Raw genomic sequence first — 26,951 nt, 5'->3', positions numbered from 1 at the left:
GCCAGCGACCTATTTCGCCGCTGGCCGAAAAATGCCCGATCAGGCCGCTTTTGCCTGCGGGCCGCTGTCCGGCTGATAGGTGCGGCCGAAGCGGTTTGCCAAAAAGTCTTCCAGCGCAATGTCTTCCTGCTGCACGAAGCCTTTTGCGGGAAGTTTGCCATTGGCGAGCAGGTCAAGCACGGTGCAGATGCCGGCTGCCGTCGTCTTCTGGATGGCGCTGCGCGCATGCGGCCCTGCCGGATCGGCGAACACGGAGTTGGCGTAGCTCTCCTGCACCAGACGGCCATTCTTCAGGCCCGTGATCGTCACGAAGATCACCACCACGTCCTGCATGGTGGTCGGCAGTGCGTGCTCGAAGATCTCCTTCAACAGATCGCGGCGCTCGATCAGGCGCAGATCGTTCAGCAGCATCTTCATGATCGAGGCATGGCCGGGATAGCGGATCGTGCGGTAGTTGAGATTGCGCACACGCCCTTTTAGCGACTCGCAGATGGAGCCCAGGCCACCGGACGTGTTGAACGCTTCGTAGCGCACGCCATCGAGCGAGAACTCTTCCAGCCCTTCAAGCGGTGCGACTTCCTTCATTTCGCCATCGACGATGGCCTCGCAGGATTCGCAATACTCGTTGATCACGCCTTCCGGCGACCAGGTGAGATTGTAGTTGAGCGCATTGGCCGGAAACTGCGGCAGCGCGCCGACGCGCATCCGCACATCGTGCAACTCATCAAAGCGCTTGGCGAGCGAATTGGCGGCGATGGTGATGAAGCCCGGCGCGAGACCGCACTGGGGAATGAAGGCCGTGTCGGCGGTCGCCGCGATCTCCTTCACGCGACGCGTGCTTTTCACATCCTCGGTGAGGTCGAGGTAATGCACACCGGCTTCGGCTGCGGCCTCGGCAATGGGAACGGTCAGATTGTAGGGCGCGGCGTTAAGCAGGGCGAACTTGCCCTTCAAAACGGCAGCCAGCGCCTTAGTGTCGGAAAGGTCGACCTCGACACCCGCAATCTGCGGGTGCTCGGGCAGGGCCGCGAGCTGTTCGGCCGAACGGTCGGCAACGGTGACCGAATAATCGCCCGAGGCGACCAGCATGTCAGCAATGGCAGCGCCGATGCGCCCGGCTCCGGTGACGACGATTTCCTTCATTCCGTTCCCTTTCGATTCTGTAGAATGTGCACCAAGTGTCACCCCGATCTGCGTTGAATCGAAGAGATAAATCGGGTAATTTGACTTATCATTTTAAACATATTGACGATAAGATTGGACAATATGACGGTATCGCAAGCGGATCGTGCGGTGATCGCTCTCCTGCGGGAGAATGCCCGCATGTCGGTGTCGGAAATCGCACGACGGCTCGGGGTCTCGCGCTCCACCGCGCAAAGCCGGCTCGAGCGGCTGGAGCGCAGCGGCACAATCGCCGGCTATGCGGTGCGGCTCTCAGGCGAATATGACGCCGCGCAGATCCGCGCGCATCTTCTGGTAACGGTTTCGCCAAAGCTCTCCGGCGATGTCATCGCAGCCATGGAGAAGATGCCGGCCGTGCGCGCGGTCCATTCCGTCAGCGGCTCGTTCGACATGATCATCGTCGTCGAAGCGCCCTCGGTGGCCGAGCTTGATGCGGTGATAGACACGATTGGCGCACTGAAGGGCGTCGACCGGACAATGAGCTCCATCATCCTGTCGACGCGGATTGATCGTTAGATCGCTGGGCTAGAGCAATTCCGGAAAAAGCGGGTCCCGGTTTTCCGTCCGGAATTGCTCTAATCCGCCGCCATCCGCGCGGCGCTGCGGCGGCGGGCGACCTCATAGGCGATGGCTCCAAGCACCGTGATCGCGATCATGATCAACGCCAGCGCATTCACGGCGGGCGTCAGGCCCGTGCGCACCTTGGTGGCGATGTAGACCGTCAGCGGCGTATCGAAACCGCGCACGAACAGCGTCGTGTTGTAGTTCTCGATGGATTGCAGGATCGCCAGGAAACCGGCTGCGATGAGCGCGGGTTTCAGGAAGGGCAGGAGCACGCGGCGGAACACCATGAATTTCGATGCGCCGAGGCCAAGGGCCGCTTCTTCCTGTGTCGGGTCGAAGCGCTGGAGGCGCGCCGTGATCATCAGCATGACATAGCAGATGATGAAGCTCGCCTGCGCCACCACGATCAGAAACACGCCGCCGCCGACGCCGAGCTGCCGCCACAGAACCAGTGTGGCGATGCCGATGACCACGCCGGGCGTGAGCAGCGGCGACACCATGACCGCATACATGAAGCTGCGGGCGCGCGCATGCAGGCTCGTTAGAACAAGCGCTGCCGCCGTGCCGATGGGCAGAACGGTGATCACAACGAAGAAGGCGACGATGAAGGAGGTCCACAGCGACTGCCACATGCCGCTGTCGCTCCACAGCGCATCGAACCATTGAAGCGTCGTGCCGCGCCACGGCGTCACGGTCGGGAAGCGGCTGGTGTTGAATGTGGCGATGCCCATGATCGCAAGCGGTGCGAACAGGTAGAGAAAGAACGCCACCATATAGAAGCCGAACATGGCCCGGGCGATGCGGTCAGCGGCACTCATGCGCGAACCTCCGGGTCTGTCCAGAGAGGCTGGCGCTGCCCCTCACCTGCCTGCCGGCATCCTCTCCCCGTAAACGGGGCGAGGAAAGGCTGCGGATATCTCGGCGCGTTTCCTTCTCCCCGTGCGCGGGGAGAAGGTGCCCGAAGGGCGGATGAGGGGCAGCGCCTGCATGGACTAATGAACGCCAGACTCATTTCGCCACCTCCGTCAGGCTCACGCGGGCGATGCGCAGCGTGATCAGCACCACTGCCAGGCACAGCACCAGAAGAACCAGCGCATAGGCGGCGCCCCGGTTCCAGTCACCGCCTTCGAAGAACCAGTTGTAGATGATCTCGGTGAACCAGCGGCTGCCGGGCGCGCCGAGAAGGGCTGGCGCGACATAGCTGCCGGCGGCGAGCATGAAGGTGAAGACACAGCCCGTGGCGATGCCCGCCTTGGCATGCGGGATGACCACCCGCCAATGAATGCGCCAGGTGGATGCGCCAAGATCGCGCGCTGCCTCGATCTGCGATTTGTCGAGAGACTCAATCGCGTTGTAGATCGGAAACAGCATGAACAGGATGTAGGCGTAGGTCATGCCGGCCAGCACGCCGCCATCGCCATACCAGCGCACCGGTTCATCAATGATGCCAAGCGACAGAAGAAAGGCGTTCAGCGGCCCGCGAAACGCAAGCAGGATATACCAGGCAAGCGTACGCAACACCTCGTTGATCCAGAACGGAATGGTCAGCGCGAGAAGCACGATGGCCGTCTGGTTCACCGTCGCGTTCTGGGCAAGCCAGAAAGCCATCGGATAACACACCAGAAAGGTGATGAAAGCGACAAGCGCGCTCGCCCACACGGTCTTGAAGAAGATCGCACGGTGAACACCCTCATTCGCGAGGTAGAGAATGTTGTCGAGCGAATAGACATCATTCGGCCCGCCGAGCTGCGATGGCGGCAGGTTGGGCCGCAGCGCATAGTCGATCATCATCACATTGGGCGCGAGCACCATGCCGGCGAGCCACGCTCCGACCAGCGCCAGAAACAGCGTGCCAAGCCCCCCGCCAAAACGTCTGTAGAGGTCAGACATCGGGCAGCACCACAGCGTTTGCGCTCTCAAAGCCGAAACCGGATTTCTCGCCAATGGCAGGTGCGGCTGCGAGTTCCGTGCTGGCGATGGAGGCAACCAGCGGCATGCCGTCCCCGGCCATGCCGTGCGCGAGTGCAAAAGCGCCCTCGAAATCGATCCGCTCGATGGTGGCGGCCAACCGGTTGGTTCCACCGTTCGGCTTCAGCGCCTCGGGGCGCACATAAAGCTTCGCTGTCGCACCCGCTGAAAGCCCGTCGCCCGCGCGGCCGCTCAGCGGGCCATGGGCGCTCTCCACCGTCGCGATGCCGTTCTCGATGCCTTTCACCGTGCAGGGCAGGGCGTTGGTCTCGCCAACGAAGGTGGCGACGAAAGGCGTGGCCGGATTGTCGTAAAGTTCGCGCGGTGCGCCCACCTGCTGCACCACGCCGGCGCTCATCACCGCAACGCGGTCCGACATGGCGAGCGCCTCGGACTGATCGTGCGTGATGTAGATGAAGGTAACGCCCGTGCGTTTCTGCAGCGCCCGCAGCTCGGCGCGCATGTGCTGGCGCAGCTTGAGATCAAGCGCGGAAAGCGGCTCGTCGAGAAGCAGCACCTGCGGCTCGACCGCGAGCGCGCGCGCAATGGCCACGCGCTGGCGCTGTCCGCCGGAAAGCTCGCCCGGCATACGGTCGCCATAGCCTTCAAGCGCGATCAGTTTCAGAAGCTCGTCGGCCTTTTTGCGCCGCTCGGCCTTTGCGATGCCACGTGCCTCCAGCCCGAAGGCTATGTTTTCCCAGACTGGCATCAGCGGGAAGAGCGCAAGCGACTGGAAGATCATCGCGGTGGGGCGCTGATTGGGCCCCAGCGGGGTCATGTCCCTGTCGCCGATCAGAACGCGGCCTTCGGTCGGCTTCAAAAAGCCGGCGATCACCCGCAGCAGAGTGGTCTTGCCACAGCCGGAGGGGCCGAGAATGGAGAAAAACTCTCCGCCTTCGACCGTGAAGGAGACGTCGTCGACGGCACGGGTCGCCCCGAAAGTAACGCCGACATGATCGAGCTCTACGGAATGTGACATGGTCCCCCGATTATTAGTGGGCTTTCGCAATGCTTGTCCGGTAGCGACCGCCCCTCATCCGCCTGCCGGCACCTTCTCCCCGTATACGGGGAGAAGGAAGATGGCCGCAACCTCTATGCCTCCCTCTCCCCGCAAGCGGGGAGAGGGTAAGGGTGAGGGGCGAGCGCCGTCATTTCATCCGGAGCGTTTTCGTTTCTCCCTGAAACGCTCCATCTTTTTTGCTTTGCGCAATTCAGGACGGAAAACCGGCTCCCGCTTTTCCCGGAATTGCTTCAGCCCCTCAGGCCGAGAGGAAACGGTCCTGATATTCGTTGCGCTTGGCGACGAACCAGCTTTCCTGGATCGGCCACCACCACAGCTTGTCCAGCGCGTCGCCGGGATAAGCGGCGGCGAAGAAGGCCTTGGCCTCGTCCGTCGTCTTGTCGGCAGCGCCAACGGCGGTGGAGTTGATCGAGGTTGCATTGGTGTACATGGCGCCGGCTTCCGGCGTCAGGAACCAGTTGATGAAGGCATAGGCCTGCTCAAGGTTTTCCGCACCCTTCGGGATTGCAACGCCTTCCATCCACGCCAGCGCGCCTTCCTTCGGCGCGATGAAGCCGACGGGAAGACCTTCCTTGCCGAGAGCCGCTGCAGTGGAATCCCACGTCTGGCCGATGGTGCAGCCATTGATGCGGAATGCGCCCTGCGCTTCATTCTCGTTGGACCAGAACTGCGCGATGTTGGCCTTGCGGGCAATCGCTTCCTCGAGAATCACGTCATAGATCTTGACCATGTTCTCTTCGGACTTGAAGGCGTCCGCCATCGGCATGGGCAGCTTGCCTTCGGCTTCGAGCCAGAGGCCGAGACCGACAAGACCCGAATGGCCGCGCACGGTGGCCTTGCCCTTCATTTCCGGCTTCCAGATGTCGCCATAGGAGGCGGTGCCGTATTCCAGCGGAGCCTGATCCTTGTCGAAGGAAACCGCTTCCGTACCCCAGTCGGTGGGCACCTGATAGCGCTTGCCGTCGATGACCGCGCCGAGATTTTCAGAATTCTTCCAGGCGCTCGGCAGGCAGTTGTCGACGTTGACCTTGCTTTCGTCGATCGGCTGCACCAGCTCGAACTCGACATAATTGGGCACGCGATCGACCGTCGGCCAGATGATGTCGAACCCGCCGCCATTGTTGGCGCGAAGCTGGTTCAGCAGTTCGTCATTGGTGCCGTAGGGGGTGTAATTGGCCTTGATGCCCGTCGCCTTTTCGAAAGCGCCGATCATGTCGTCGTTGAGGTAACCGGCCCAGGCGAAGATGTTGACCGCGCCGGAAGAGCCCTGCGCATAGCTGCGCGAGATGAGCGGCGCCGCCAGCGACAGTCCTGCCACAGCGCCCGCGCCCTTGATGAAGTTGCGTCGTTTGATCAAAGTCATGAAAGCACTCCCATTGTTTCTGCGTTGATATCGCAGCGGTTATTCCCGCCATGTTACAGCGCGATGACCGGTCGGCAACAAAAATCAGTCTAACGGACCGTCAATGTTGATGATCCTGCGTGGACATCAGTGTTTAGCGCACAAATTATCCTCTCTGGCCCATTTGTTCCACGCGAAAAGGCTGCTTGTATGCAAACGTTTGTAGCGGGCTGCTGTCCGACAGTGAGGGGAGAACTTTGCATGCGACTTCAGGGTAAGCGGATTCTGGTATCGGCAGCAGCTCAGGGCATCGTCCGGGCAAGCGCGCTGGCCTGCGCAGCAGAGGGGGCGTCGGTCGTGGCCGTCGATATCAACGAGGAAGGGCTTGCCTCTCTTGCCGCTGAAAACGCGTCCATCGAAACGCACCGGCTGGATGTGCGCGACCGCAGCGCAATCGATGTGCTCGCCGGCAGGGTCGGCCAGCTCGATGGCCTCTTCAATTGCGCCGGCTTCGTCCATCACGGCAGCATTCTCGATGTCTCCGAGGACGACTGGGCGTTCAGCATGGATCTCAATGTGACCTCCATGGTTCGCATGACGCAGGCGTTTCTACCCGGCATGCTGGAACGGGCCGAAGAGGCGGGCAGCGTGTCCGTTCTCAACATGGCGTCGATGGCGTCATCCATCAAAGGCTTCGTCAACCGCGCGGTCTACGGCGCCACGAAGGCGGCCGTGATCGGCCTCACAAAGTCCGTTGCGGCCGATTTCGTAAAGCAGGGCGTGCGCTGCAATGCTCTCTGCCCCGGCACAGTCGACACGCCGTCGCTGCGCGGTCGCATCGCCGCCGCACCGGATCCCGTTCAGGCCGAGAAGGATTTTATCGCGCGTCAGCCCATGGGGCGGCTTGCAACGGTCGACGACATCACACCGCTGGTCGTGTTTCTTCTGTCGGACGAAAGCCGCTTCGTCAGCGGTCAGGCCGTTCTCGTGGATGGCGGCGTGACCATCTGATTTCAGGGCAGGGTGGTTGATACTCTCCGCCCTTGTTCGGTGATATCGAATTTCTACAAAAAACCGGGGCGCGCCAAAGTGTGCGCCCCGGCATTTTCCGACCCGGCGTCCATCTTCCGGAGAACGCTGCATTGCCGGCTGGACCCATGCAACTCCGGGAAACGATGATCGGCAGCACTGTATCCGGCTTCGGAGCATGCCTTCGGTCTCCACCTCCAGGCTGGCACGAACCACAGAAACCGCTTGCCATCACCCAGGGCAGGAGCGAACCTCCACACCTCCACACCTCCACACCTCCACACCTCCAAACCTCCAAACCTCCAGGCCCCTAGGCCCCTAGGCCCCAAGGCCCCAAGGCACGTCTTGCGCTTCGTATTCGTTATGATATTACATACCATATTGCAGCAAAGGAACCAAACATGCCGAACCAGGACAAACGCCTGCCCGTCACCGTGCTTTCCGGGTTTCTGGGGGCGGGCAAGACGACGCTCTTGAACAATGTGCTCAACAACCGGGCAGGACGGCGCGTCGCGGTGATCGTCAACGACATGTCGGAAGTGAACATCGACGCCGACCTCGTGCGCGAGGGTGGGGCGAACCTGTCGCAGACAGACGAAAAGCTGGTGGAGATGACGAATGGCTGCATCTGCTGCACGCTGCGCGACGATCTTCTGAAAGAGGTGCGGCGTCTGGCGGCGGAGGGGCGGTTCGATTACCTGCTGATCGAATCCACCGGCGTTTCCGAGCCATTGCCTGTGGCCGCCACATTCGAGTTTCGCGACGAGCAGGGCCACAGCCTTTCCGATGTCGCGCGGCTCGACACGATGGTCACAGTGGTCGACACGCTGAACCTGCTCGAAGACTATGCCAGCCATGATTTCCTGCGCGACCGGGGCGAAGTCGCGGGCGAGGGGGACGAGCGCACGCTTGTGGACCTGCTGGTCGACCAGATCGAGTTTGCCGATATCGTGATCCTGAACAAGGTCAGCGACGCCGGCCCGGAGCGCCTTGATGCGGCGCGCAAGATCGTCACCGCGCTCAATCCCGATGCGCAGATCATCGAGACAGACCATTCCCGCGTCGCGCCCGCCCGCATCTTCGATACAGGCCTTTTCGATTTCGAGACGGCTCACCAGCACCCGCTCTGGGCCAAGGAGCTTTATGGCTTTGCCGATCACGTGCCGGAGACCGAGGAATACGGCGTTTCCTCCTTCGTCTATCGCGCGCGGCGTCCCTTTCATCCGCAGAAAGTGCATGCGGTGCTGAATGCCCCGCTGCCCGGCGTCATCCGCGCCAAGGGTCATTTCTGGATCGCAACCCGGCCCGACTGGGTTGCCGAATTCAGCCTCGCCGGCGCTTTATCCAGCGTGAAGCCGCTTGGCACCTGGTGGGCGGCGGTGCCGCGCGAACGCTGGCCAAACCACCCGGAAGCGAAAGCCTTCATGGACCGCTACTGGAGCGAACCCTACGGAGACCGGCGTCAGGAGCTGGTCTTCATCGGCACCGGCATGAACCGCGAACGCATCACCGCAGCGCTGGACGATGCGCTGGTGGGCAGTGAAACCGACTTCGAGCCAGCGCAGCACCGTGCGCTGGCGGACCCTTTCCCGCGATGGCAGCGCGCGCAGGCCGCCTGAGGGGCGGTGGTTGCCTTCTCCCTCGCCCTTCGCCCTTCGACAAGCTCAGGAGGCTCAGGATGAGGGAGAAGGCAGGCAAAAGCTGAGACTGATGCAGGGGCTCAGAAGCTATAACTTACAGCCAGAGACCCCACAGGAGCATGAAAGCATTTGGCGCACCACACAGCCCTCATCCTGAGCCTCCTGAGCTTGTCGAAGGGCGAAGGGCGAGGGCGGCATGAAGTCCGCCGAACCTACCTCCTGACCCGCAAAAGATAGGTATCCATGATCCAGCCCTTGTCTTCCCGCGCCCTGACCCGCGCCTCCACAATCTGCCCGGCAACATCCCCAAGCGGCCCGGCGATCAGAAGCTCATCCGGCGTACCCAGATACGCGCCCCAGTAAATCTCGTAGGCATCGCCATCGAGCATTTGAAAGGCGCAGTCGCCGTCGAGCATGACGAGAAGCGTATCGGCATTCGGCGGGAAGCCCTCCGCTTTCAGCCGCCGACCGGTGGTGATCAGGATCGAACCGCCAATCGTGTTGATCGGCATATGGTGGCTGGCCGCGAGCGCCTGAATGCTGGTGATCCCCGGCACCACTTCCAGCGCGACGTCAAGCCCGACTTCCCGGCGCATGTGCTCGATGATCCGCAGCGTGCTGTCATAGAGCGAAGGATCGCCCCAGACGAGAAACGCCGCGCGGCCCGTCTCGCCTGTATGCGCCGCAAGCAGATCGCCATAGGCGCGGGCGATGGCCATGTGCCAGTCGTCCACGCCCCGGCGATAACTCGGATTGGCGGCGTCACGCACCGGCAGGTCGAATTCCACGATCCGCGTCTGCCGGTCTTCCAGAAACCGCTCGCAGATGACACGGCGCAGATCGGCCAGATCCTCCTTCGCTTCCCCCTTGCGGGGGATAAGGATCACGTCAGCCCGGTTCAGCGCATTGATGCCCTGAACCGTCATGTGTTCGGGATTGCCGGTGCCAATGCCGATGAGCGAAAGCGTGCGCATCATCAGCCGTCCGAAACGCCGGCTTCGGCAAAGGTCGCCATGCCGTTGTGGCAGGCAAGCGCGCCGCGCAGAATGTTGATCGCAAGGCATGCGCCAGAACCTTCACCAAGCCGCATGTCGAGATCGAGCAGCGGCTTGAGGCCCAGCTCGCCAAGCAGCCTGCGGTGGCCGGGTTCGGCGGAAACATGGCCGGCAATGGCATGCGCCAGACCGTCTTCGCCAAGGCGCGCAAGCGGGGCGACTGCCGATCCGCACACGAAACCATCGAGCAGCAGCGGAATGCGCCTCTGCCGCGCGGCAAGGGCCGCACCGAACATGGCGGCAAGCTCGCGACCGCCGACGCGGCGCAGCGCCTCCAGCGGATCGGAAAGCGCCTCGCCATGGCAGGCAAGCGCTGCATCCACGGCCTCAGCCTTGCGCGAAAGGCCGGCATCGTCAACGCCTGTGCCCCGGCCGACCCAGTCGGCTCCCCGGCCACCGAACAGCGCGGCGGCAAGTGCCGCTGCGGCGGTGGTGTTGCCGATACCCATTTCCCCGAGCGAGATGAGATCCGCTCCCTCCGGCACCGCATCGAAACCGGTCTGAACGGCCTTCAGAAAATCCGCTTCATCCATGGCCGACGCTTCCGTGAAATCCGCCGTGGGGCGCTCGATCTCGAGTGACGTGACGGTGAGGCTCGCCCCTATCTGTTTCGCAAGCTGGTTGATGGCCGCGCCCCCGGCGGAGAAATTCGCTACCATCTGCGCTGTCACCTCGGCTGGAAAAGCCGAAACACCGCGTGCGGTCACGCCATGGGAGCCCGCGAAGATCAGCACATGAATCCGCTCAAGCGCAGGCTTTTCGCGTCCCTGCCAGCGGGCAAGCCGGATGGCCGCGTCTTCCAGCCGGCCAAGGCTGCCGGGCGGTTTGGTCAGCACTGCCTGGCGGGCGGTTGCAGCCTGCGCGGCGTCCTCATCGCCACTGGGACGGACATTACAGGCGGCGCGCAGATCGTCGATTTTGAGAAAGCGGGTCATGGAAGTCCTTCAGATGAAATAAGCGACGGCGGCGATGAGCACGGTGGTTTCGGCAAGCTGCTGCAGCGCGCCAAGCACATCGCCCGTCTGTCCGCCGATCTGTTTTTCGGCGAGCCGTTTGATGAAGAAGAGCGCCAGCAAGAGAAGCGGAGCGGTCACAAGCACGAAGCCGGGACCGGAGATGAAAAGCAGCGCGCCACCAATCGCGAGCGCCACGAGAACGGTAGCCGTTTCCGGTCGCCCTGCGCCTGCCGAGAGCCCGTTTTCGCGCGCCGGTGGCGAAAGGCGCATCAGCGCCGGCATCAGGGCGCGCGAGGCCGTGTGCGCCATCAGAAGGGCGGGAACCGCGACAAGCCCGAGCGACGAAAGCGCCGTCCAGCGCATGAGAAACGACAGGATCAGTGCGGCAACGCCATAGGACCCGATGCGGCTGTCCTTCATGATCGCGAGCTTTTTCTCACGCGTCGAACCGCCGCCGAAACCATCGGCCACGTCTGCAAGCCCGTCCTCATGCAGCCCGCCGGTCACAAGCGTCCCCACTGCAAGCGCGAGGGCGGCTGCAATCGTGGCCGGCAGGCCAAGCATCGCCGCGCCGATCAGCATCGCACTGCAAATCGCGCCGACCACCAGACCGGTCAGAGGCGCTGCCCATTGGGCGGCCGCAAACCCGTGCGCCGGCATCTCGAACGCAGGCAGCGGCAGCCGCGTGTAGAAGCCGAGACAGGCGGCCACATCGCGAAGGGCTGCCACGAGCATCGAGCGGGGTCCGGCCATCGCGTCAGCTCCGCGCTATGGCGTGAAAATAGGTGCCGGAGACATGCCCGCGCCGCGCACCGGATGGGCCGAGAGCGCGGCCCTGTCCGTCCGCGAGCATGGCGAGCGGCGCATCGCTGCCCGGCTCCACCAGCCGCGAATAGTGGAACTCATGACCACGGATCGTCTCGCCCGTGCTGCCGATGGCGCAGTCACTCATCAGCGTTGCCTGCCGGTAGCCGAGGTTCATTTTGCGCTTCGCATAGCTCGTCACATGACCGAGCAGCCCCAGCATGGCGTGGCGAACGCCTTCGGCATCCTCCAGCGCCTCGCCCAGAACCATGAACCCGCCGCACTCGCCATGAACGGGCCTCGTCTCCGCAAATGCCTCCATCGCAGCGCGGAAGTTCTCTGAAGCGGCGATCCGCCCCGCATGAAGTTCGGGATACCCACCCGGCAGCCAGCAGGCGTCGGCGCTTTCCGCCGGTCCTTCATCGGCAAGCGGCGAGAAGGGCAGGAGTTCTGCTCCCGCCTCGCGCCAGTGCCGGGCGAGATGCGGATAGACGAAGCTGAAAGCGGCATCCCGCGCGATGGCGATGCGTTGCCCCGGCGGCGGCACAAGCCGCGCCGCATCGCCCGCCTGCATGGAAAGCGGCACGGCGGCCTTCACCACAGCGTCGAGGTCGATGTAATGTTCCATCACATCGGCAAGCCGTTCGATGAAGGCTTCCAGCGCAGCATGTTCGCTCGCCTGCACAAGGCCCAGATGCCGCTCCGGCAGCGCCATGTCCGGGTTGCGGTAGACCGCGCCCAGAACCCTGATGCCGATGGCCTCAATGGCGTCGCGCGCCATCGCTTCATGTCGCGGGCTCGCCACCTGGTTGAGCACGACGCCGGCAATCCGCACCTTCGGGTCGTAAGCTGCAAACCCCTTTGCCAGCGCGGCTGCGGTCTGCGACTGGCCGGACACATCGAGAATGACAATGCAAGGCACATCATAAAGGCGCGCAATGTCCGCCGCAGCGCCGGAGCGACCCGGCTCCGACACGATACCGTCAAACAGGCCCATGGCGCTTTCGATCAAAAGCATGTCGGCGTCTTCACCCTGCCGGCTTCCCAGATGGGCGAGCAGATCCGGATGCATGGCCCAGCTGTCGAGATTCACGCCGGGCTTCCCGGTCGCCGCCTGATGAAAGCCGGGATCGATGTAATCGGGGCCGGATTTCGCGCCATGCACGGCGAGGCCACGCCTCTTGAGCGCGCGCATCAGGCCGATGGTCACACTGGTCTTGCCCGAACCCGAACGGGCCGCGCCGATGATGATCGCCCGTGCCGTCATATCAGCGCCTCGCGCAGCGCCACGATGCCGCCGATCACGATGATGGACGGCGAGCCATACCCTTCCACCGATGCGTCGGAGACAAGCGTGGAAAGCGCCGTCGTCAGAATGCGTTCTTCCGGTTTCGTCGCGTTCATGATGAGCGCCGCCGGCGTATCGCCCGCCATGCCGCCGGATGTGAGCGCGTCCACGATCAGGGCGAGCTTGTGCATCCCCATATAGATGACGATGGGCTGACCCGTTTTCGCCAGCGCCGCCCAGTCCAGATCGTCCGGCGTGCCGGCGGCGTGGCCGGTCGCGAAGATCACCGCCTTGTTCACGCCGCGCATGGTGGCGGGAATGCCCGCATCGGCGAGCGCCCCCACCGCCGAGGTGACGCCTGGCAGAAAGCGGAAGGGAATGCCGGCGAGTGCCAGCACCAGCGCTTCTTCCCCGCCACGGCCAAACATGTTGGGGTCTCCGCCTTTCAGGCGCAGCACCCGCTGTCCCGCCTCGGCGTGTTCCACCAGAAGCCGGTTGATTTCATCCTGCGCCGTGGAGGGCTGGCCGGCGCGCTTGCCGACGAAAATGTGCCGGGCGTCCGGCGCGGCCTTCAGAATATCCGGATCCACCAGCGCGTCATAGATCACCACATCCGCCGCATCGAGCGCAGCCAGAACACCGAGCGTCAGGCAGCCGAAGCCACCAGGCCCGGCACCGGCAAGCCACACATGGCCCGGCTCAAAAGGCGTTGGTTCAAAAGGCAGGCGGTTGAGCGCCTCAAGCGTGCTCATAATCCCTCCCGCCCGCGAAACCGGCGCTGATAATCGGCGCTGTAGAGCGCGCTCTCGCGAAAATCCTTGGCGCCCAGCCCCGGCCCGACGAGAATGAGCGCCGTGCGCTCGATGGGATCTTTCGCCATCTCCGCTTCGATGGTGGAAAGCGTGCCGCGCAGAATGCGCTCATCCGCCCAGCTTGCGCGGGCAACAATGGCAACCGGGCAGTCGGGTCCGTAATGCGGGGTCAGCTCCGCCACCACACGGTCCAGCGCGTGAATGGCGAGATGAATGGCGAGCGTCGTGCCGGTGGCCGCGAAATTGGCGAGCGTTTCACCCTCCGGCATTTTCGAGGCGCGGCCGGAAATGCGGGTCAGGACAAGGCTCTGCGCCACTTCCGGAATGGTCAGCTCGCGTCCCAGCGCCGCCGCAGCCGCCGAGAAGGAAGGCACGCCCGGCGTCAGCGTGTAATCGATGCCGAGCGTCGAAAGACGGCGGATCTGCTCGGCCACCGCGCTCCAGACGGAAAGATCGCCCGAATGCAGCCGGGCGATATCCTCACCCGCTTCATGGGCGCGGATATATTCCGCCTCGATCTCTTCCAGCGACATGGGTGCGGTGTTGACGATGCGCGCTCCCGGCGGACAGTGCGCGAGCAACTCCTCCGGCACCAGCGAACCGGCATAAAGGCAGACCGGGCAGCGCGCGATCAGGTCGCGGCCGCGAACGGTGATGAGGTCGGCAGCGCCCGGTCCGGCGCCAATGAAATGAACGGTCATGATTTTCTTCCGGTGGTCGCGATGGCGCAGGTAACGCCGTCAAGTGTGATCCTCGGCCCGAGAAGCCGGCCTGCCGGGCCGCAGACGGCCAGCGCCGCCGCCTCTGAGGCCGATGGCAGGCCCGTGGCTGAGCGCGCCTGTTCCGAGCGGGTCAGGCAATGCATCGCCGCCGCCTGAAGTGCCGCATCATCGGCAATGACAAGCGGCAGGCCGAGCGCCTTTGCAGCGTCCGTCAGGCCGGGCTCGTCCCGCTTCAGTGGCACGGTCGCCACCGCATCGAGCCTCTCCCGCGCGATGTCATGCGTTGTCAAAGCGGCGTCGAGCGCGGCAAGAACAGCAACGCGCGTGACGCCTTTTCTGGCTCCAAACCCGGCGCAGATCATGGTTTCCTCCAGCGCCATTGAAGCACCGGCATGGCCGGGCGCAGCGCCGTCATGCCGCCAACGGGCGCGGCGCGCGCGACGGCGATCTCGATCAGTTCTCCGCCGTGCCGCCCGTGGCAGTCGATCAGAAGCGCCTGCGTTTCGAGCGTCACCCCGTTTGCGACAAGACGCCCCCCGGTTCCAAGAGCGGCCATCGCCGCCTCCATCAGCCCTGTCGCAGTCGCCCCGCCACCGATGAAAACCACGTCGGGCGCGGCAAGGTCTGCGAGCGCGGCGGGAGCCTTTCCCTCAACCACGGTGAGCTGCGGCACGCCCATGCGCTCCGCGTTGCGGGCAATGCGCGCCGCGCGCTCCGTGTCCGCCTCGATGGCGATGGCGCTGAGCGATGGGTGCTGCCGCAGCCATTCGATGGAAATGGAGCCTGAACCCGCTCCGATATCCCAGAGCCGTTCACCGCGTTTCGGGGCAAGCGCCGACAGGGTGACGGCCCGCACCTCCGATTTGGTGATCTGCCCGTCATGCTCGAAAAGCGCATCTTCCAGCCCGGTTCCAAGCGGCAGGATGCGCGCATTCTCATCCGCCGCCACCTCGATTGCGACCACATTCAGATCGTCAAAGCGGTCTGCGGAAAGCGCGGAAGCCATGAAGCTTACCTGCCGTTCGCGCGGTCCACCCAGCGCTTCCAGCACGTGAAAGCGGGAGGGGCCAAACCCCTCAGCCGTGATCAGCTCGGTTATCGCAGCCGGAGCCGCGCCATCGGATGTGAGCGCGAGAATGCGCGCGCCGGGATGAAGCAGCGGGCGGATCAGCGCGATGGGCCTGCCATGCAGCGAAACCGTCTCAACCGATTGCAGCGGCCAGCCAAGCCGGGCAGCAGCAAGCGCAAAGGAAGAAGGCGCGGAAAAGACACGCATCTCGTCCGCCGGAATGCGCCGCGTCAGCGTCGCGCCCACACCGAAGTGAAACGGATCGCCGGAGGCGAGCACGCAGACCTTCTTGCCTCTCAGCGCTTCGATCTCATCAAGCGCTTTGCCAAAGGGGGAGGGCCACTGCCGCGTCTCGCCGGAAATCTGGTCTGCCGCCAGTTCGAGGTGCCGCGCACCGCCGAACACGATCTCCGCATCGGCAATCGCGCGGCGTGCTTCCTCACCGAGCCCGGCCATACCGTCCTCGCTGACCCCCACGATGGCAAGCCAGCGCTTAGCGCTTTCCGCCTGACTGCAAAATGCTCTAGAAGACGTCATGGCGAACCAAACCCTTCTCATTCTTGGTGGAACAGGCGAAGCGCGGCGGCTTGCGGAGCGGCTTTGCGCGCGCAGCTCGCTGCGCGTCATCACCTCGCTTGCCGGGCGCACCCGCACACCGGAAGCCTTGCAGGGTGAGGTGCGTGTGGGCGGTTTCGGCGGCGCTGAGGGGCTTGCGCGTTATCTCGAGGGCGAGGGCATCAACCTGATGGTGGACGCCACGCATCCCTTCGCCGCGCGCATGGCGCGCAATGCAGCGGAAGCCGCCAGCCTGACCGGCGTGCCGCTCATCACGCTCATGCGCCCCGCCTGGCAGCCGGTCGCCGGCGACAACTGGCAGATCACGTCCGGCATGGCCGAAGCGGCAACGCTGCTCGGCCCTGAGCCCCGGCGCGTCTTTCTGGCCATTGGCCGGCAGGAAGTTCAAATGTTTCGCGCGGCGGCGCAGCATGATTATCTGGTGCGCAGCGTGGAGCCGGTCGAACCGTCCCACCTGCCGGCGAATGCCGCATGCATTCTGGCGCGTGGTCCGTTCTCTGAAGACGATGAAATCGCGCTGCTCGCCGATCACCGCATCGAGATCGTGGTTGCCAAGAACAGCGGCGGTGCTGCGACCTATGGCAAGATCGCAGCCGCGCGCAGGCTCGGCCTGCCGGTGATCATGATCGACCGGCCAAAGCCGACTGGCGCAGCCGTCGTGGCCGACATCAAAGATGCGATGGGCGCGATCGACACTCACCTGGCGGCTCCCGTCGCCGAGCGCGGCGCATAGACCAGCGGCGGTTTGCCGGGGCGCTCGATCATCCGCGTTTCGGGCGAACCGATGATGACGCAGGTGGCCATGTCGGCCATCTCGCCACGCGCCTCATTCAACGGAACAATCGCCATGCGCTCGTCGGGCCGGCCTGCGGCGCGGCCGAACACGACAGGCGTGGAGGCCGGGAGAATGCCGCTCAACAGTTCAAAGGCGCGGCCAAGCTGCCAGGGCCGGGCGCGGCTGATCGGATTGTAGAGCGCGATCACAAAGCCCGCACCGGCGGCAGCCGCAAGCCGCGTTTCGATCAGTTCCCAGGGTTTCAGATTGTCCGAAAGCGATATGGCGCAGAAATCATGACCGAGCGGCGCGCCCACGCGGGCGGCCACCGCAAGCATGGCCGTCAGCCCCGGCACGATCTCCAGATCGAGCGCACGCCATTCCTGCGGCCCTTGCTCGATGGCCTCGCACACGGCCGCCGCCATGGCGAAAACACCAGCATCCCCGCCCGAAACCACGGCCACATGCCTGCCTTCAGCGGCCATGGTGAGCGCCGCCTTGGCGCGGGCCAGCTCTTCCCGGTTGTCGGAGGCGTGACGGGTCTGGCCGTCATTCAGTTCAAGCCGGTCGAGATAGGGACCGTAGCCAAAGAAATCGCTTGCCGCCGCAATGGCTGCGCGCGCCTCCGGCGTTGTCTGTGCCGGTTTTCCGGGGCCGGTGCCGATGACGACGAGACGCCCGCTCATGCCGCGCCCTCCTGCGGCCTGGCCTGCCAGCCCGGTCCGAGCACGAGCGAGAAATAGGGGGCGGTGTCGTCAGCCTTGTCCGCAAGCGGCGTCATACTGGTATTGTCCATCGTGCCGCGTTCCACATAGACCGCGCCGACGAGCCTGCCGGCCCGCGCCAGCGCCCGGCGGATTTTCGGCAGATTGCGCCCCACCTTCATGATGACGAAGGCTTCCGTGTCGTTCACACGGCGCAGAAGCTCGTCTTCATCGAGCGTGCCGGGCAGGACGGTCAAGATGTCGTCGCCCTGAACGATCGCGATGCCCGCCTGCGACCAGCAGCCGGACATGGCCGTGATGCCGGGGATCACCTCCGTCGGGTAGAGCGCGGCAAGCCGCACATGCAGGTGCATGTAGGAGCCGTAGAACAGCGGATCGCCCTCGCTCAGAACCGCAACCGTTCGGCCCGCTTTCAAATGCACTTCCACCGCGCGCGCCGACTCCTCGTAAAAGCCGGTGATGGCTTCGATGTAGCGCGGGTCGTTCTTGTCGATTTCGGTCGTGACCGGATATTCCAGCGGCAGCTCCACCGCCGCCTCCGGCAGGAGGTCGTCGACGATCTTGCGGGCATTGCCCCGGCGTCCGCGCTTTGCGAAATGCGCCACCACGTCCGCCCGCTCCAGCGCCTTCAACGCCTTAACGGTGATGAGTTCGGGATCGCCGGGTCCGGTGCCGACGCCAATCAGGGTTCCGCTCACAGTCCCGCCCTCGCAAGTGCGTTGATCGCCGCCGCCGTCATGGCGCTGCCGCCCATGCGGCCGCGCACGATGGCAAAGGGAATGCCAAGCCCGCTCTCGGCGAGCGCGTCCTTGGATTCCATCGCGCCCACGAAACCGACCGGCATGCCGATGATGGCGGCAGGCTTCGGCGCACCGGCGCGCAGCATGTCGAGCAGGTAGAAGAGTGCGGTCGGCGCATTGCCAATGGCGATCACCGCTCCTTCCATGTGTTCGCGCCACAGTTCCAGCGCAGCGGCGGAACGCGTGTTTCCGATCTCCCGCGCAAGCTCCGGCGTGCGCGCATCGCGCAGGGTGCAGATCACCTCATTGTCGGCGGGCAGCCGCGTGCGGGTCACACCCCGCGCCACCATCTCCGCATCGCACAGGATCGGCGCGCCGGCTTTCAGCGCCGCGCGACCTGCCGCAACGAACCCTTCGGAAAAGACGAAATGCTCCGCCGCCTCGACAAGCCCGCAGGCATGGATCATGCGGATGGCGACATCGGCCTCTTCCGCACTGAAGCGCGCGAGATCGGCCTCGGCGCGTATGATCGCGAACGACTTTTCATAAATGGCGTTGCCGTCGCGTATGTACTCGGTTTCTTGCATTCAGCCTGTCTTTCGAAGAAGGGCAGCACGCAGCTTCTCGCCGCGCTCGATGAGAAAGGTGCGAAGGCGTTCGGAAGGCTCCGCGCCAATGGAGGAAAGGGTGCAGCAACCCTCGGCCGCGATCAGGTTCACCGCAGCCCCGGCGGGCTGGGCGCAACATTTTTCGCAGGCCGAGAGGTGTAGACGAAACGAACCGTCCGGCAGACCGGCTTCCGCCGCCTCGGCGGCAAGCGCCTTGGCGTCGAACCGCGCCGAGGCACAGGCCGGCGCACCGGCGCAGGCCGCTATGGAAAGACGCGGATCATGCCCGTCCGTGACAAAGCCAAGAGCCTCGGCCGCCCGCGACAGCGCATCCTGCCGGGGCTCATCAAGCCCGATCAGCAGCAGGCCGCTGCGCGGCGCAAGGCGTATTTCCCTGGCATCCGAGGCGGCCTCGCAAAGCGCGACCAGCGCCTCCGCAGCGATCTGACCGAAGGGCAGGGCGATCCCGATCGCGCTATCCCCGTCTTTCAGCGTAAACTGGCCAACCGGTGCGCTGTCAGCCCGTGCGGCATATTGAACGGCTGGCTCAAGCCCGGCCCGGAGCGCCTCTCTCTTCGCCTGCGAAAAATTACGCGCGCGTCCGCCGGTCTGCGCCAGCAGATCAAGAACCGCAAGCGCTGCAGCGCCCACCGCCTGCTCATCGCCCTGGCCTAACCAGCCCGCCGTCGCGCCATTGCCGCCGACACCGATCTGCCAGAGACCGTCTCCCAGCGCCACAAGCTTGATGTCGGCTCCGATAGCGTCAAGATGCAGCGTCCCGCCACCATCGACCGTGACCGAGACCTTGGGCGCAAGGCGCGGGGCAAGGCAGTGCGCGGACGCATACTCATCGATCCGCCGGGCAAGCGCCATCGGGTCACCCAGCGCATCCTGCGCCAGACCATCAAGCGCTCCCGTCTCCACCGCGAAGCCATCCACGGCCCCAAGATCGAGCGCGTTGATTTCCGCCCCGAGCAAAGGCGTGCTCTCAGCGGTCAGGCCCCGGATCTGCAACTTTCCACGCGCGGTCACTTCCAGAATTCCGTTGCCATGGCGGCGCGCGGCCCGCGCGATGCCCGCAAGTTTTTCAGGCGTCAGCGCGCCATGGGCCGGCGCAATCCGCGCGAGCAGCCCGTCGCCGGTCTTCATGGGGGCGGAGAGTGTGGGGCATGCGCCGCGCCGCATCGTCATGCCGTCGCCTCCGCGAGTAGTGCCGCCAGATCGTCATCGACAGAGTTGCGCTGCGGGTGCCAGAGGCCGCGCCTGCGCGCAGCGTGAAACCGTTCCGCCATCGCCCGGGCCGCCGCCGGGTTCTCTGCAAGCAGGAAATCGCGCACACGCTCATCGCCGAGATAGGCATCGAACACGGCATCGATCAGGCTGCCTGAAACCGCATCCGTAGTCTCGGCGAAGCCGATCAGCCGGTCGACCGTTTCCGTCAGTTCCGCCGCGCCGCGCGGGCCGTGGCGCAACTGCCCTTCGATGAAGCGCGGATTGACCGCACGGGCGCGCACGGTGCGGGCAATGGCCTGCGCCAGCGAGCGGGCGCGCGGGCGCTCCGGATCGGTTGTGTCGAGCACCACCAGATCGGCTTTGCCGCCCAGCGCTTCCACCGCCGCCGCGAACCCGCCGATAAAGGCCACATCCGCCGAGCCTTCGAGAATGTCCCGCCCGGCATCGTCGCCCGTATGGATGAGCATGTCGGCATCCGCCACCTGCCGCGCAAACGCGCCGTCTTCCCGCCGGCCTTCGCCCTCCGCGCCGCCGAAGGCAAACGCGCCGGCGTCCAGATAGGCCTGCCCGAGTTCGGCGCGTTCCTGCCAGTCTCCGCGCGCCAGCTTTTCTTCCGGTCCCGCGCCATAGGTGCCCGGCGCGGAACCGAAAATACGCGCCGGAGCCTTGCCGGCCACGCGCGCAGCAGCGGCAAGCGGGTTTTCGCTCTCGTCTTCGTCGCGCGCGGCCACGGCGGCAACCGCAGTGTCGAGCAACGCGATCTGGGTCGGGAACATGTCGCGAAACAGGCCTGAGATGCGCCACGTCACGTCAATACGCGGGCGACCAAGGCTGGCCGGCGGCAGCACTTCAATGCCCGTCACGCGCCCCGTCGCCTGATCCCATTGCGGCTGGCACCCCATCAGCGCCAGCCCCTGTGCGATCTCCTCGCCGCCAGTGCGCAGGCTGGCGCTGCCCCACAGGTCGATGACGAGCGAGCGCGGCCAGTCGCCATGCTCCTGCAGATAGCCGCGCACGGCCTCATCCGCCGCCATCCTGCCCAGTGCGGTTGCGGTCGGCGTCGGCAGGGTGCGCGGATCGGCGGTGAAGATGTTGCGGCCGGTCGGCAACACATCGGTACGCCCCCGCGCCGGCGCGCCGGAGGGGCCGGGCGCGATGTGTCGGGCATCGAGTGCGGCCAGAAGCGCGCGCTTTTCGCTCTCCGCGCAGGCGCTGCGTTCAGGCCCTTCATCCATGCCGCTGCCCCGGCCATAGATGTGCAGCCCGTCCTTGATGGCGAAATCTTTCAGATCACAGAGCCAGGCATCGATCTGCATCAGCGCCGCATCCGTGTCGCCCGTGTCCTCAACGCCGGCATCACGGGTCAGACCGGTGCGCTCGGCGGTTTCCACGATCAGCTGCGCCAGCCGGTCGCGGCGGCGGCGGTCCAGCCCGTCGGCCTGCGCATATTCGTCCACCAGCCGTTCCAGTTCCTGCTGGTCCTGCGAGAGCCCTGCGCCCGCCAGTGGCGGCGTCAGATGCCCAAGCGTCACAGCGCCGATCCGGCGCTTGGCCTGCGCCGCTTCACCCGGATTGCTGACGATGAAGGGATAGACCACCGGCAGCGCACCAGCCACGATCTCCGGAAAGCAGGTTTCCGTCAGCGCCACGGTCTTGCCCGGCAGCCATTCCAGCGTGCCATGCGCACCCACATGGATCAGCGCATGGGCATCGAGCCCCTCCCGCATCCAGTGGCCGAAGGCGACCAGCGCATGGCGCGGTGCAAGCGTCGGGTCATGATAGTCCACGCGTCGGTCTGCCGAGCGCCCGCGATCCGGCGCAAGCGCCACGGTGACATTGCCGAACCGCGCCGCGCGGAACGGAAAGACGCCATCTTCCGCATCGTCTTCCGCCGGTCCCCAGGTGGCGAACAGCGTTTCGCGCGCCTCTTCGGGCAGCGCATCAAAAGCGCACCGGTATTCATCCAGCGAAAGCGCTTCCGACGGCTCTTCAAGCTGCTGCATCAGCGCCCTTGGGGTCTCCGGAACACCAGAAACCGCATAACCCGCTTCATCAAGGTCATGCAGCATGGCGAGCACGCTCGATGGCACGTCGAGCCCCACCGCATAGCCGGTGCGGCCGGGCGCGCTTGGATAGTCCGGGATGAGAACGACAATGCGGCGCTCAGCCACCGGAGTGCCACCGAGCTTCAGAAAGGCGGCGATCCTCGCCGCAACCTGCCGGATGCGCGCGGGTTCGGGCCGGTTGCGCTGAACGCCAAAGAAAAGCCCTTCATCCAGCGCCGCCTCATCCTTGAAGGAAATCGCGCCGGCCATCAGCCGGCCATCGAGTTCCGGCAGCACCACATGCATGGCGAGGTCCGCAGGCGCGAGACCGCGCTGCCCTTCCTGCCACGCTTCGCGCCGCGTGGTGGCGGTGACCACCTGAAAAACCGGCACGCCAAAGCGGTCGAACAGCGTTTTTTCGCCGGGCTCCGCGCCGCTCGAAAAGGCCGTCGCGGTGATGAGCGCCTGCGGCTTCAACGCCTCCACGGCGTTGCGCACGAGATCGGCGGCAACCGGGTCACGCAGGCTGGAAACGAAAAGGGGAACCGCACACAGCCCCTGTTCCTCAAGCGCCTCCACCAGCGCGTCGATGGGCGCAACATCGCTTGCCAGCAGCATGGAGCGATAAAAGAGGATCGGCACGACAGGCCTGTCGGCATTCGCACTGGCCGGGAAGAAGGATGGCTCAACAATGCCATGACCCGGTGCATAGAAGCCGGCCTTGGCCACTGGTTCCGCCTCGGGCGCTTCGATGTCCCGCCCGGCGAGGCGCGCCAGCTGCATGGTCAGCGCGCGCATATTGTCCGGTCCGCCTTCGCGGAAGCAGGCGAGCAGCGCCGCGCGCGCTTCCGGCGAAACGGTGGAGCGCTCGGCAAGGCGCGGGTCGTCCTGATGGCATTCGCCGGGAAGCAGCGCCAGCGCGATGCCCTTTTGCCGGGCCAGTGCTGAAAGCCGGTCGCAGCCATAGCGCCACCACTCATAGCCGCCCAGCACCCGCACCAGAATGACGCGCGCATGCGCTGCCGTGTTGTCGATCCACAGATCGACCGACATGGGGTGTCTCAGGTCGCGCAGTGCGGCGAGGCGCAGCGCGGGCAGGGCCTCGCGCTGCGCCTGCCATGCAGAGGCGATCCCCGCCAGATCGCTGTCGGTGAACGACAGCGCCACCATGTCCGCCGGCGACTGCTGCAGATCGACAGGCTCGATCAGATCGTCGAGTGAGGCACTGGTGGTGGCGAGGATGTGCATCGGATCAGGCCGAGAGAAGGCTTTCGATACGCGCGCGGTCGATGCCCTTGAGGCCGATCACGACAAGCCGCGTCTCGGCGGCTTCGCCGGCCTTCCACGGGCGGTCGTAATGGTGCGACACGCGCGGACCGACTGCCTGCACCTGCAGGCGCATGGGCTTGCCCTTCACATGCGCAAAGCCCTTGAGGCGCAGAACCTCGCCGGTCTCCACCGCCGCATTGACACGTGCTTCCAGATCTTCGGGCCGCAGAACCGATGGCAGATCGACAACGAATGTATCGAAATCGTCGTGCTCGTGGTCATGCGCATCGTCGTGATGCGTCTTGCGGTTCTCGATGTCGTCCTCGACGGCAAGCCCGAGACCCAGCAGCAGGGCAGGGTCCACCTTGCCATGCGCGCTCGGCACGATCTGCACATTGCGCGACAGATGTCCCGCAATCCGCGCGCGGGCGCGCCCGGCGGCTTCGTCATCCAGAAGATCGTTCTTCGACAGAACGATCAGGTCAGCGCAGGCCACCTGGTCGTCGAACACTTCTTCGATCGGATCATCATGGTCGAGCGAATCGTCGGCTGCGCGCTGTGCATCCAGCGCGTCCATGTCCGCAGCAACCTGACCGTCGGCAAGTGCCGGCCCGTCCACCACGGCAATCACGCCATCGACCGTCACACGGTTCTTGATTGCCGGCCACTGAAAGGCCTGCACCAGCGGCTTTGGCAGCGCCAGACCGGACGTCTCGATCAGGATGTGATCGACCTTCGGCTCACGTGCGAGGATCTGGTCGAGCGCCGGCACGAAATCATCGGCAACCGTGCAGCAGATGCAGCCATTGGCGAGTTCGAGAACGTTTTCCTCGGGGCAATTGTCCAGCCTGCAGCTTTTCAGCACCTCGCCATCGATGCCGGCATCGCCGAACTCATTGACGATGATCGCCAGCCGCTTGCCATGCGCGCCTTCCAGAACATTGCGGATCAGCGTCGTCTTGCCGGCACCGAGAAAGCCGGTCACGACGGTGCAGGGAACCCGGTCGAAACTCGTGGTCATGGGATATCCTTCAGGTGATGGAGTGTGGAGAACGATAAGACGCGGGTGAGGGGCGCACGGGCCTTTTGCGGCCGCGTACTGGCAGAGACACCATGAATGGTCGGGAGAAGGCGCGCAGCGGCGCTGTCAGCAGTCACAATGCACACTCCTTGCCCGGGACACCCGCCAGGCGGTCAGGATTTCATTCGCAGACGGCAGGTTTCCTGGCTCACGGGTCGATGCGCTCTCCAGCCTTCCCAGGGCAAACCCCAGTGGCGTGTCAGGTGCGCTCTCCGCTTACAGTTGCGGGGACAGCTGCGGCATTGGGCAAGGCCCGCACCGCATTCCCTCTTAGCCCTCTCCATTGCGGGAGAAGGACCGTCTGCTGCGCATTTACGGCTCGCCCGCCACGTCTGTCAATGCGGGCAACAAAGCGTTTGCGGGGCGTGGCGATTCTTGTATGCTCCGCCCGCTGTCGGTTCCGCTGAAGCGGACCCAGAGGGAACGTGGTGCGGCGCAATCGCGCCAAGACCACGGCTGCCCCCGCAACTGTAAGCGGAGAGCGTTTTCCTGATCGCCACTGAGGCATGATGCCTTGGGAAGGCTGGAAAGCGCATCGACCCGTGAGCCAGGAAACCTGCCGACGGCCTGAAAGAAACACCGTAACCCTCGGGTGGAGGGGAAAGGACCGGACATGAACACGCGTTTCCTGCGCACTTTTTCCGCATTCGCATTTGCATCGCTCTTCGCAACCAGCGCCCACGCCCATCACGCCATGGACGGGCAGACGCCCACGACCCTTTACGAAGGGCTGGTCTCAGGGCTCGCCCATCCCGTGATCGGGCTTGATCATCTGGCCTTCATCCTCGCTGCCGGCCTGTTTGCCGCCGTCGCCGGCATGAGCCTTTTCGCGCCGCTTCTCTTTGTTGCCGGCTCGCTTGTCGGCGTCGGCCTGCATCTGATGCTGCTCGATCTTCCGGCAGCCGAAATCGTCATCGCGGCAAGCGTTCTTGCTGGCGGCTGGCTTCTGGCGCGCGGTCGGGCCGTAGAGAGCCACATGCTTGTCTTCGCCCTGTTCCTGGTGGTCGGCGTGTTCCATGGCTATGCCTTCGGCGAAGCCATTGTCGGCAGCGAGCAGACGCCGCTCATCGCCTATCTCGCAGGCCTTGCCGCAATACAGAGCGCCATCGCGCTTGGCGTCTATTTTCTCGTCCGCTCGCGCGGCTGGGCGGTTGAGGCCATGCAGCCCCGGCTTGCTGGCGCCGCCATTGTCGGTGTCGGCGTAACCTTCCTTGCCGGACAGCTTGTCGGCTGAGCCGGCGGATCTGACGATGCGTTCACTTCATTTCGTTCTGGGCGGCGCGCGCTCCGGCAAGAGCCGCCATGCCGAAACGCTGATCGAAGCCGCGCCCGCGCCCTGGCACTACATCGCCACGGCCCAGGCCTTCGATGACGAAATGCGCGAGCGCATCGCCATTCACCGCGCGCGGCGCAAAGGGGCATTGGCGGGGCCGGGGGAAGTAGAGGGGGCGTGGCAGACGCACGACGCCCCGCTCGACCTGCCGGGCATGCTTCAAACCCTGCCGGCCCGCGAAACGGTTCTGGTCGATTGCCTCACCCTGTGGCTCAGCAATCTCATTCTCAACGACCATGAGCTAAAACCTGCCGCCGAGCGACTGCTTGCAGCTCTTGCCGCAAGAGAGGGAACCACGGTTCTCGTTTCCAATGAAGTCGGCTTCGGCATCGTGCCGGAAACCCCGCTCGGACGCCGTTTCCGCGATGAGGCGGGGTTCCTGAACCAGAAAGTCGCCGCCGCTGCCGACAGCGTCACGCTGGTGGTTGCCGGCCTGCCCATGAAAGTGAAGTGACATGCGAGAGATCGACGCAAACGAAGCCGGGCGCCACAAGGCAAAAATGGCCAAACGCAAGGCCGTTCAGGATGCCGAGGTGCGCGACAAGACGGTCGAAAAGGGGCTTCTGATCGTCAATACGGGGCCGGGCAAGGGCAAGTCCACCGCCGCCTTCGGTCTTGCGCTGCGCATGCTCGGCCATGGCCGCCGCGTCGGTGTCGTGCAGTTCATCAAGGGCGCATGGCATTGCGGTGAGAAGGATGCCTTCGCCGCCTTTGGCGATCAGGTCTCCTGGCACACGATGGGCGAGGGCTTCACCTGGGAAACACAGGATCTCCAGCGCGACATCGCCGCCGCCGAGCGGGCGTGGGGAAAGGCCGAGGAACTGATGGCCGATCCGACCATCGGTCTTGTCGTTCTCGACGAGCTGAACATCGCACTGCGCTACGACTATCTCGATCTTGAACGCGTCGTGACCACGCTGACCAACCGGCGCGACGACCTTCATGTGGTCGTGACCGGCCGCAACGCCAAGCCAGCGCTCACCGAGGCCGCCGATCTCGTCACCGAAATGGGGCAGGTAAAACACCACTTCGCCGCCGGTGTGAAAGCGCAGAAGGGCATCGAGTTTTAGATCGCCCTGCTTTGAGGTGGTGCGTGGTTCGCCTTCGACAGGCT

The 26,951-nt window shown here is 64.7% G+C and carries 26 protein-coding genes and 2 riboswitches; of the genes, 7 read left to right on the top strand and 19 right to left on the bottom strand.

Annotated features, from left to right (window positions below; translation table 11 throughout):
- Positions 1–39: 39 nt before the first annotated feature.
- The gene (locus ACRTG1_RS03815) at positions 40–1,143 is read right to left on the bottom strand and encodes a saccharopine dehydrogenase family protein (RefSeq protein ID WP_113156996.1); all 1,104 of its coding nucleotides are present in this window, start codon (positions 1,141–1,143) and stop codon (positions 40–42) included.
- A 123-nt stretch (positions 1,144–1,266) separates the two neighbouring features.
- Between ACRTG1_RS03815 and ACRTG1_RS03810 the strand changes: the two genes are divergently transcribed.
- Complete coding sequence (locus tag ACRTG1_RS03810; RefSeq protein WP_113156997.1) at positions 1,267–1,698, top strand: Lrp/AsnC family transcriptional regulator; 432 nt, start codon at positions 1,267–1,269, stop codon at positions 1,696–1,698.
- A gap of 59 nt (positions 1,699–1,757) precedes the next feature.
- Here the strand turns inward: ACRTG1_RS03810 and ACRTG1_RS03805 are convergent, their stop codons facing one another.
- The 4 genes from ACRTG1_RS03805 to ACRTG1_RS03790 form a co-directional block, all read right to left on the bottom strand.
- Positions 1,758–2,564, bottom strand: a complete 807-nt coding sequence (locus ACRTG1_RS03805; RefSeq protein ID WP_206546414.1) for an ABC transporter permease — start codon at positions 2,562–2,564, stop codon at positions 1,758–1,760.
- Positions 2,565–2,754: 190 nt separating this feature from the next.
- Entirely contained in the window at positions 2,755–3,636 is an 882-nt protein-coding gene (locus ACRTG1_RS03800) for an ABC transporter permease (protein WP_113156999.1), read from the bottom strand.
- Positions 3,629–4,693, bottom strand: a complete 1,065-nt coding sequence (locus ACRTG1_RS03795) for an ABC transporter ATP-binding protein (RefSeq protein ID WP_432515525.1) — start codon at positions 4,691–4,693, stop codon at positions 3,629–3,631. The genes ACRTG1_RS03800 and ACRTG1_RS03795 overlap by 8 nt, the downstream gene beginning before the upstream one ends.
- 280 nt (positions 4,694–4,973) lie before the next feature.
- Positions 4,974–6,098: an extracellular solute-binding protein gene (locus ACRTG1_RS03790; protein WP_113157001.1), complete on the bottom strand. Its 1,125-nt coding sequence runs from the start codon at positions 6,096–6,098 to the stop codon at positions 4,974–4,976.
- A gap of 240 nt (positions 6,099–6,338) precedes the next feature.
- Here ACRTG1_RS03790 and ACRTG1_RS03785 point away from each other — a divergent pair, with 240 nt between their 5' ends.
- Together ACRTG1_RS03785 and ACRTG1_RS03780 are read left to right on the top strand one after the other, a co-directional pair.
- On the top strand, positions 6,339–7,088 hold the full coding sequence (locus tag ACRTG1_RS03785) for an SDR family oxidoreductase (protein WP_432515524.1): 750 nt from the start codon (positions 6,339–6,341) through the stop codon (positions 7,086–7,088).
- 419 nt (positions 7,089–7,507) lie between these two features.
- A complete protein-coding gene (locus ACRTG1_RS03780) occupies positions 7,508–8,725 on the top strand; it encodes a GTP-binding protein (RefSeq protein ID WP_113157003.1) in 1,218 nt (405 codons plus the stop codon).
- Positions 8,726–8,958: 233 nt separating this feature from the next.
- Here the strand turns inward: ACRTG1_RS03780 and cobF are convergent, their stop codons facing one another.
- From cobF to cbiE, 8 genes are read right to left on the bottom strand one after another with little or no spacing between them, the layout of a single operon-like run.
- A complete protein-coding gene (cobF, locus tag ACRTG1_RS03775; RefSeq protein WP_432515765.1) occupies positions 8,959–9,720 on the bottom strand; it encodes a precorrin-6A synthase (deacetylating) in 762 nt (253 codons plus the stop codon).
- A gap of 2 nt (positions 9,721–9,722) precedes the next feature.
- Positions 9,723–10,736 (bottom strand): nicotinate-nucleotide--dimethylbenzimidazole phosphoribosyltransferase, encoded by a 1,014-nt coding sequence (cobT, locus tag ACRTG1_RS03770; protein WP_432515523.1) that lies wholly within the window; start codon positions 10,734–10,736, stop codon positions 9,723–9,725.
- A gap of 9 nt (positions 10,737–10,745) precedes the next feature.
- A complete protein-coding gene (cobS, locus tag ACRTG1_RS03765; RefSeq protein ID WP_432515522.1) occupies positions 10,746–11,510 on the bottom strand; it encodes an adenosylcobinamide-GDP ribazoletransferase in 765 nt (254 codons plus the stop codon).
- Between the two features lie 4 nt (positions 11,511–11,514).
- Positions 11,515–12,828 carry a cobyrinate a,c-diamide synthase gene (locus ACRTG1_RS03760; RefSeq protein ID WP_432515521.1) on the bottom strand — a complete coding sequence of 438 codons (1,314 nt, stop codon included), beginning with the start codon at positions 12,826–12,828 and terminating at the stop codon, positions 11,515–11,517.
- Complete coding sequence (gene cobA / locus ACRTG1_RS03755) at positions 12,825–13,601, bottom strand: uroporphyrinogen-III C-methyltransferase (RefSeq protein WP_432515520.1); 777 nt, start codon at positions 13,599–13,601, stop codon at positions 12,825–12,827. Before cobA ends, ACRTG1_RS03760 begins: the two co-directional genes overlap by 4 nt.
- A complete protein-coding gene (gene cobM / locus ACRTG1_RS03750; RefSeq protein WP_283801034.1) occupies positions 13,598–14,362 on the bottom strand; it encodes a precorrin-4 C(11)-methyltransferase in 765 nt (254 codons plus the stop codon). The genes cobA and cobM overlap by 4 nt, the downstream gene beginning before the upstream one ends.
- Complete coding sequence (locus tag ACRTG1_RS03745; protein WP_432515519.1) at positions 14,359–14,745, bottom strand: cobalamin biosynthesis protein; 387 nt, start codon at positions 14,743–14,745, stop codon at positions 14,359–14,361. Before ACRTG1_RS03745 ends, cobM begins: the two co-directional genes overlap by 4 nt.
- Positions 14,742–15,989 (bottom strand): precorrin-6y C5,15-methyltransferase (decarboxylating) subunit CbiE, encoded by a 1,248-nt coding sequence (gene cbiE / locus ACRTG1_RS03740; RefSeq protein WP_432515518.1) that lies wholly within the window; start codon positions 15,987–15,989, stop codon positions 14,742–14,744. Before cbiE ends, ACRTG1_RS03745 begins: the two co-directional genes overlap by 4 nt.
- Here cbiE and ACRTG1_RS03735 point away from each other — a divergent pair.
- Complete coding sequence (locus ACRTG1_RS03735) at positions 15,988–16,761, top strand: cobalt-precorrin-6A reductase (protein ID WP_432515517.1); 774 nt, start codon at positions 15,988–15,990, stop codon at positions 16,759–16,761. The genes cbiE and ACRTG1_RS03735 overlap by 2 nt on opposite strands.
- On the opposite strand, the gene ACRTG1_RS03730 is transcribed toward ACRTG1_RS03735, so the two are convergent.
- The 6 genes from ACRTG1_RS03730 to cobW are packed head-to-tail and all read right to left on the bottom strand — an operon-like array spanning position 16,725 to position 24,444.
- On the bottom strand, positions 16,725–17,489 hold the full coding sequence (locus ACRTG1_RS03730) for a precorrin-3B C(17)-methyltransferase (RefSeq protein WP_317562172.1): 765 nt from the start codon (positions 17,487–17,489) through the stop codon (positions 16,725–16,727). The two genes, ACRTG1_RS03735 and ACRTG1_RS03730, sit on opposite strands and share 37 nt — an antisense overlap.
- On the bottom strand, positions 17,486–18,226 hold the full coding sequence (locus tag ACRTG1_RS03725) for a precorrin-2 C(20)-methyltransferase (protein WP_432515516.1): 741 nt from the start codon (positions 18,224–18,226) through the stop codon (positions 17,486–17,488). The genes ACRTG1_RS03730 and ACRTG1_RS03725 overlap by 4 nt, the downstream gene beginning before the upstream one ends.
- The gene (locus ACRTG1_RS03720; protein ID WP_206548973.1) at positions 18,223–18,855 is read right to left on the bottom strand and encodes a precorrin-8X methylmutase; all 633 of its coding nucleotides are present in this window, start codon (positions 18,853–18,855) and stop codon (positions 18,223–18,225) included. Before ACRTG1_RS03720 ends, ACRTG1_RS03725 begins: the two co-directional genes overlap by 4 nt.
- Positions 18,856–20,067 (bottom strand): precorrin-3B synthase, encoded by a 1,212-nt coding sequence (gene cobG, locus ACRTG1_RS03715; RefSeq protein WP_432515515.1) that lies wholly within the window; start codon positions 20,065–20,067, stop codon positions 18,856–18,858.
- A complete protein-coding gene (gene cobN / locus ACRTG1_RS03710; protein ID WP_432515514.1) occupies positions 20,064–23,402 on the bottom strand; it encodes a cobaltochelatase subunit CobN in 3,339 nt (1,112 codons plus the stop codon). The genes cobG and cobN overlap by 4 nt, the downstream gene beginning before the upstream one ends.
- Positions 23,403–23,406: 4 nt before the next feature.
- Positions 23,407–24,444, bottom strand: a complete 1,038-nt coding sequence (gene cobW, locus ACRTG1_RS03705) for a cobalamin biosynthesis protein CobW (RefSeq protein ID WP_432515513.1) — start codon at positions 24,442–24,444, stop codon at positions 23,407–23,409.
- Between the two features lie 176 nt (positions 24,445–24,620).
- Positions 24,621–24,821: riboswitch (cobalamin riboswitch) on the bottom strand.
- Positions 24,822–24,882: 61 nt separating this feature from the next.
- Positions 24,883–25,082, top strand: a riboswitch (cobalamin riboswitch).
- A 35-nt stretch (positions 25,083–25,117) separates the two neighbouring features.
- Between cobW and ACRTG1_RS03700 the strand changes: the two genes are divergently transcribed.
- Genes ACRTG1_RS03700 through cobO form a run of 3 tightly spaced genes read left to right on the top strand, consistent with a single transcriptional unit; the run spans position 25,118 to position 26,907 of the window.
- Positions 25,118–25,738, top strand: coding sequence for a HupE/UreJ family protein (locus ACRTG1_RS03700; protein ID WP_432515512.1), 621 nt, complete (start codon positions 25,118–25,120; stop codon positions 25,736–25,738).
- A 16-nt stretch (positions 25,739–25,754) separates the two neighbouring features.
- Positions 25,755–26,291, top strand: coding sequence for a bifunctional adenosylcobinamide kinase/adenosylcobinamide-phosphate guanylyltransferase (gene cobU, locus ACRTG1_RS03695; protein WP_432515511.1), 537 nt, complete (start codon positions 25,755–25,757; stop codon positions 26,289–26,291).
- A 1-nt stretch (position 26,292) separates the two neighbouring features.
- A complete protein-coding gene (gene cobO / locus ACRTG1_RS03690; RefSeq protein WP_206553102.1) occupies positions 26,293–26,907 on the top strand; it encodes a cob(I)yrinic acid a,c-diamide adenosyltransferase in 615 nt (204 codons plus the stop codon).
- The last annotated feature ends 44 nt before the right edge of the window (positions 26,908–26,951 follow it).

The organism is Nitratireductor sp. PBL-C9 (assembly GCF_050877045.1).
In the GTDB taxonomy this organism is placed as follows: domain Bacteria; phylum Pseudomonadota; class Alphaproteobacteria; order Rhizobiales; family Rhizobiaceae; genus Nitratireductor; species Nitratireductor aquimarinus.
The sequence above is the reverse complement of the archived record's forward strand: the minus strand, read 5'-3'. Positions and strand labels throughout refer to the sequence as shown.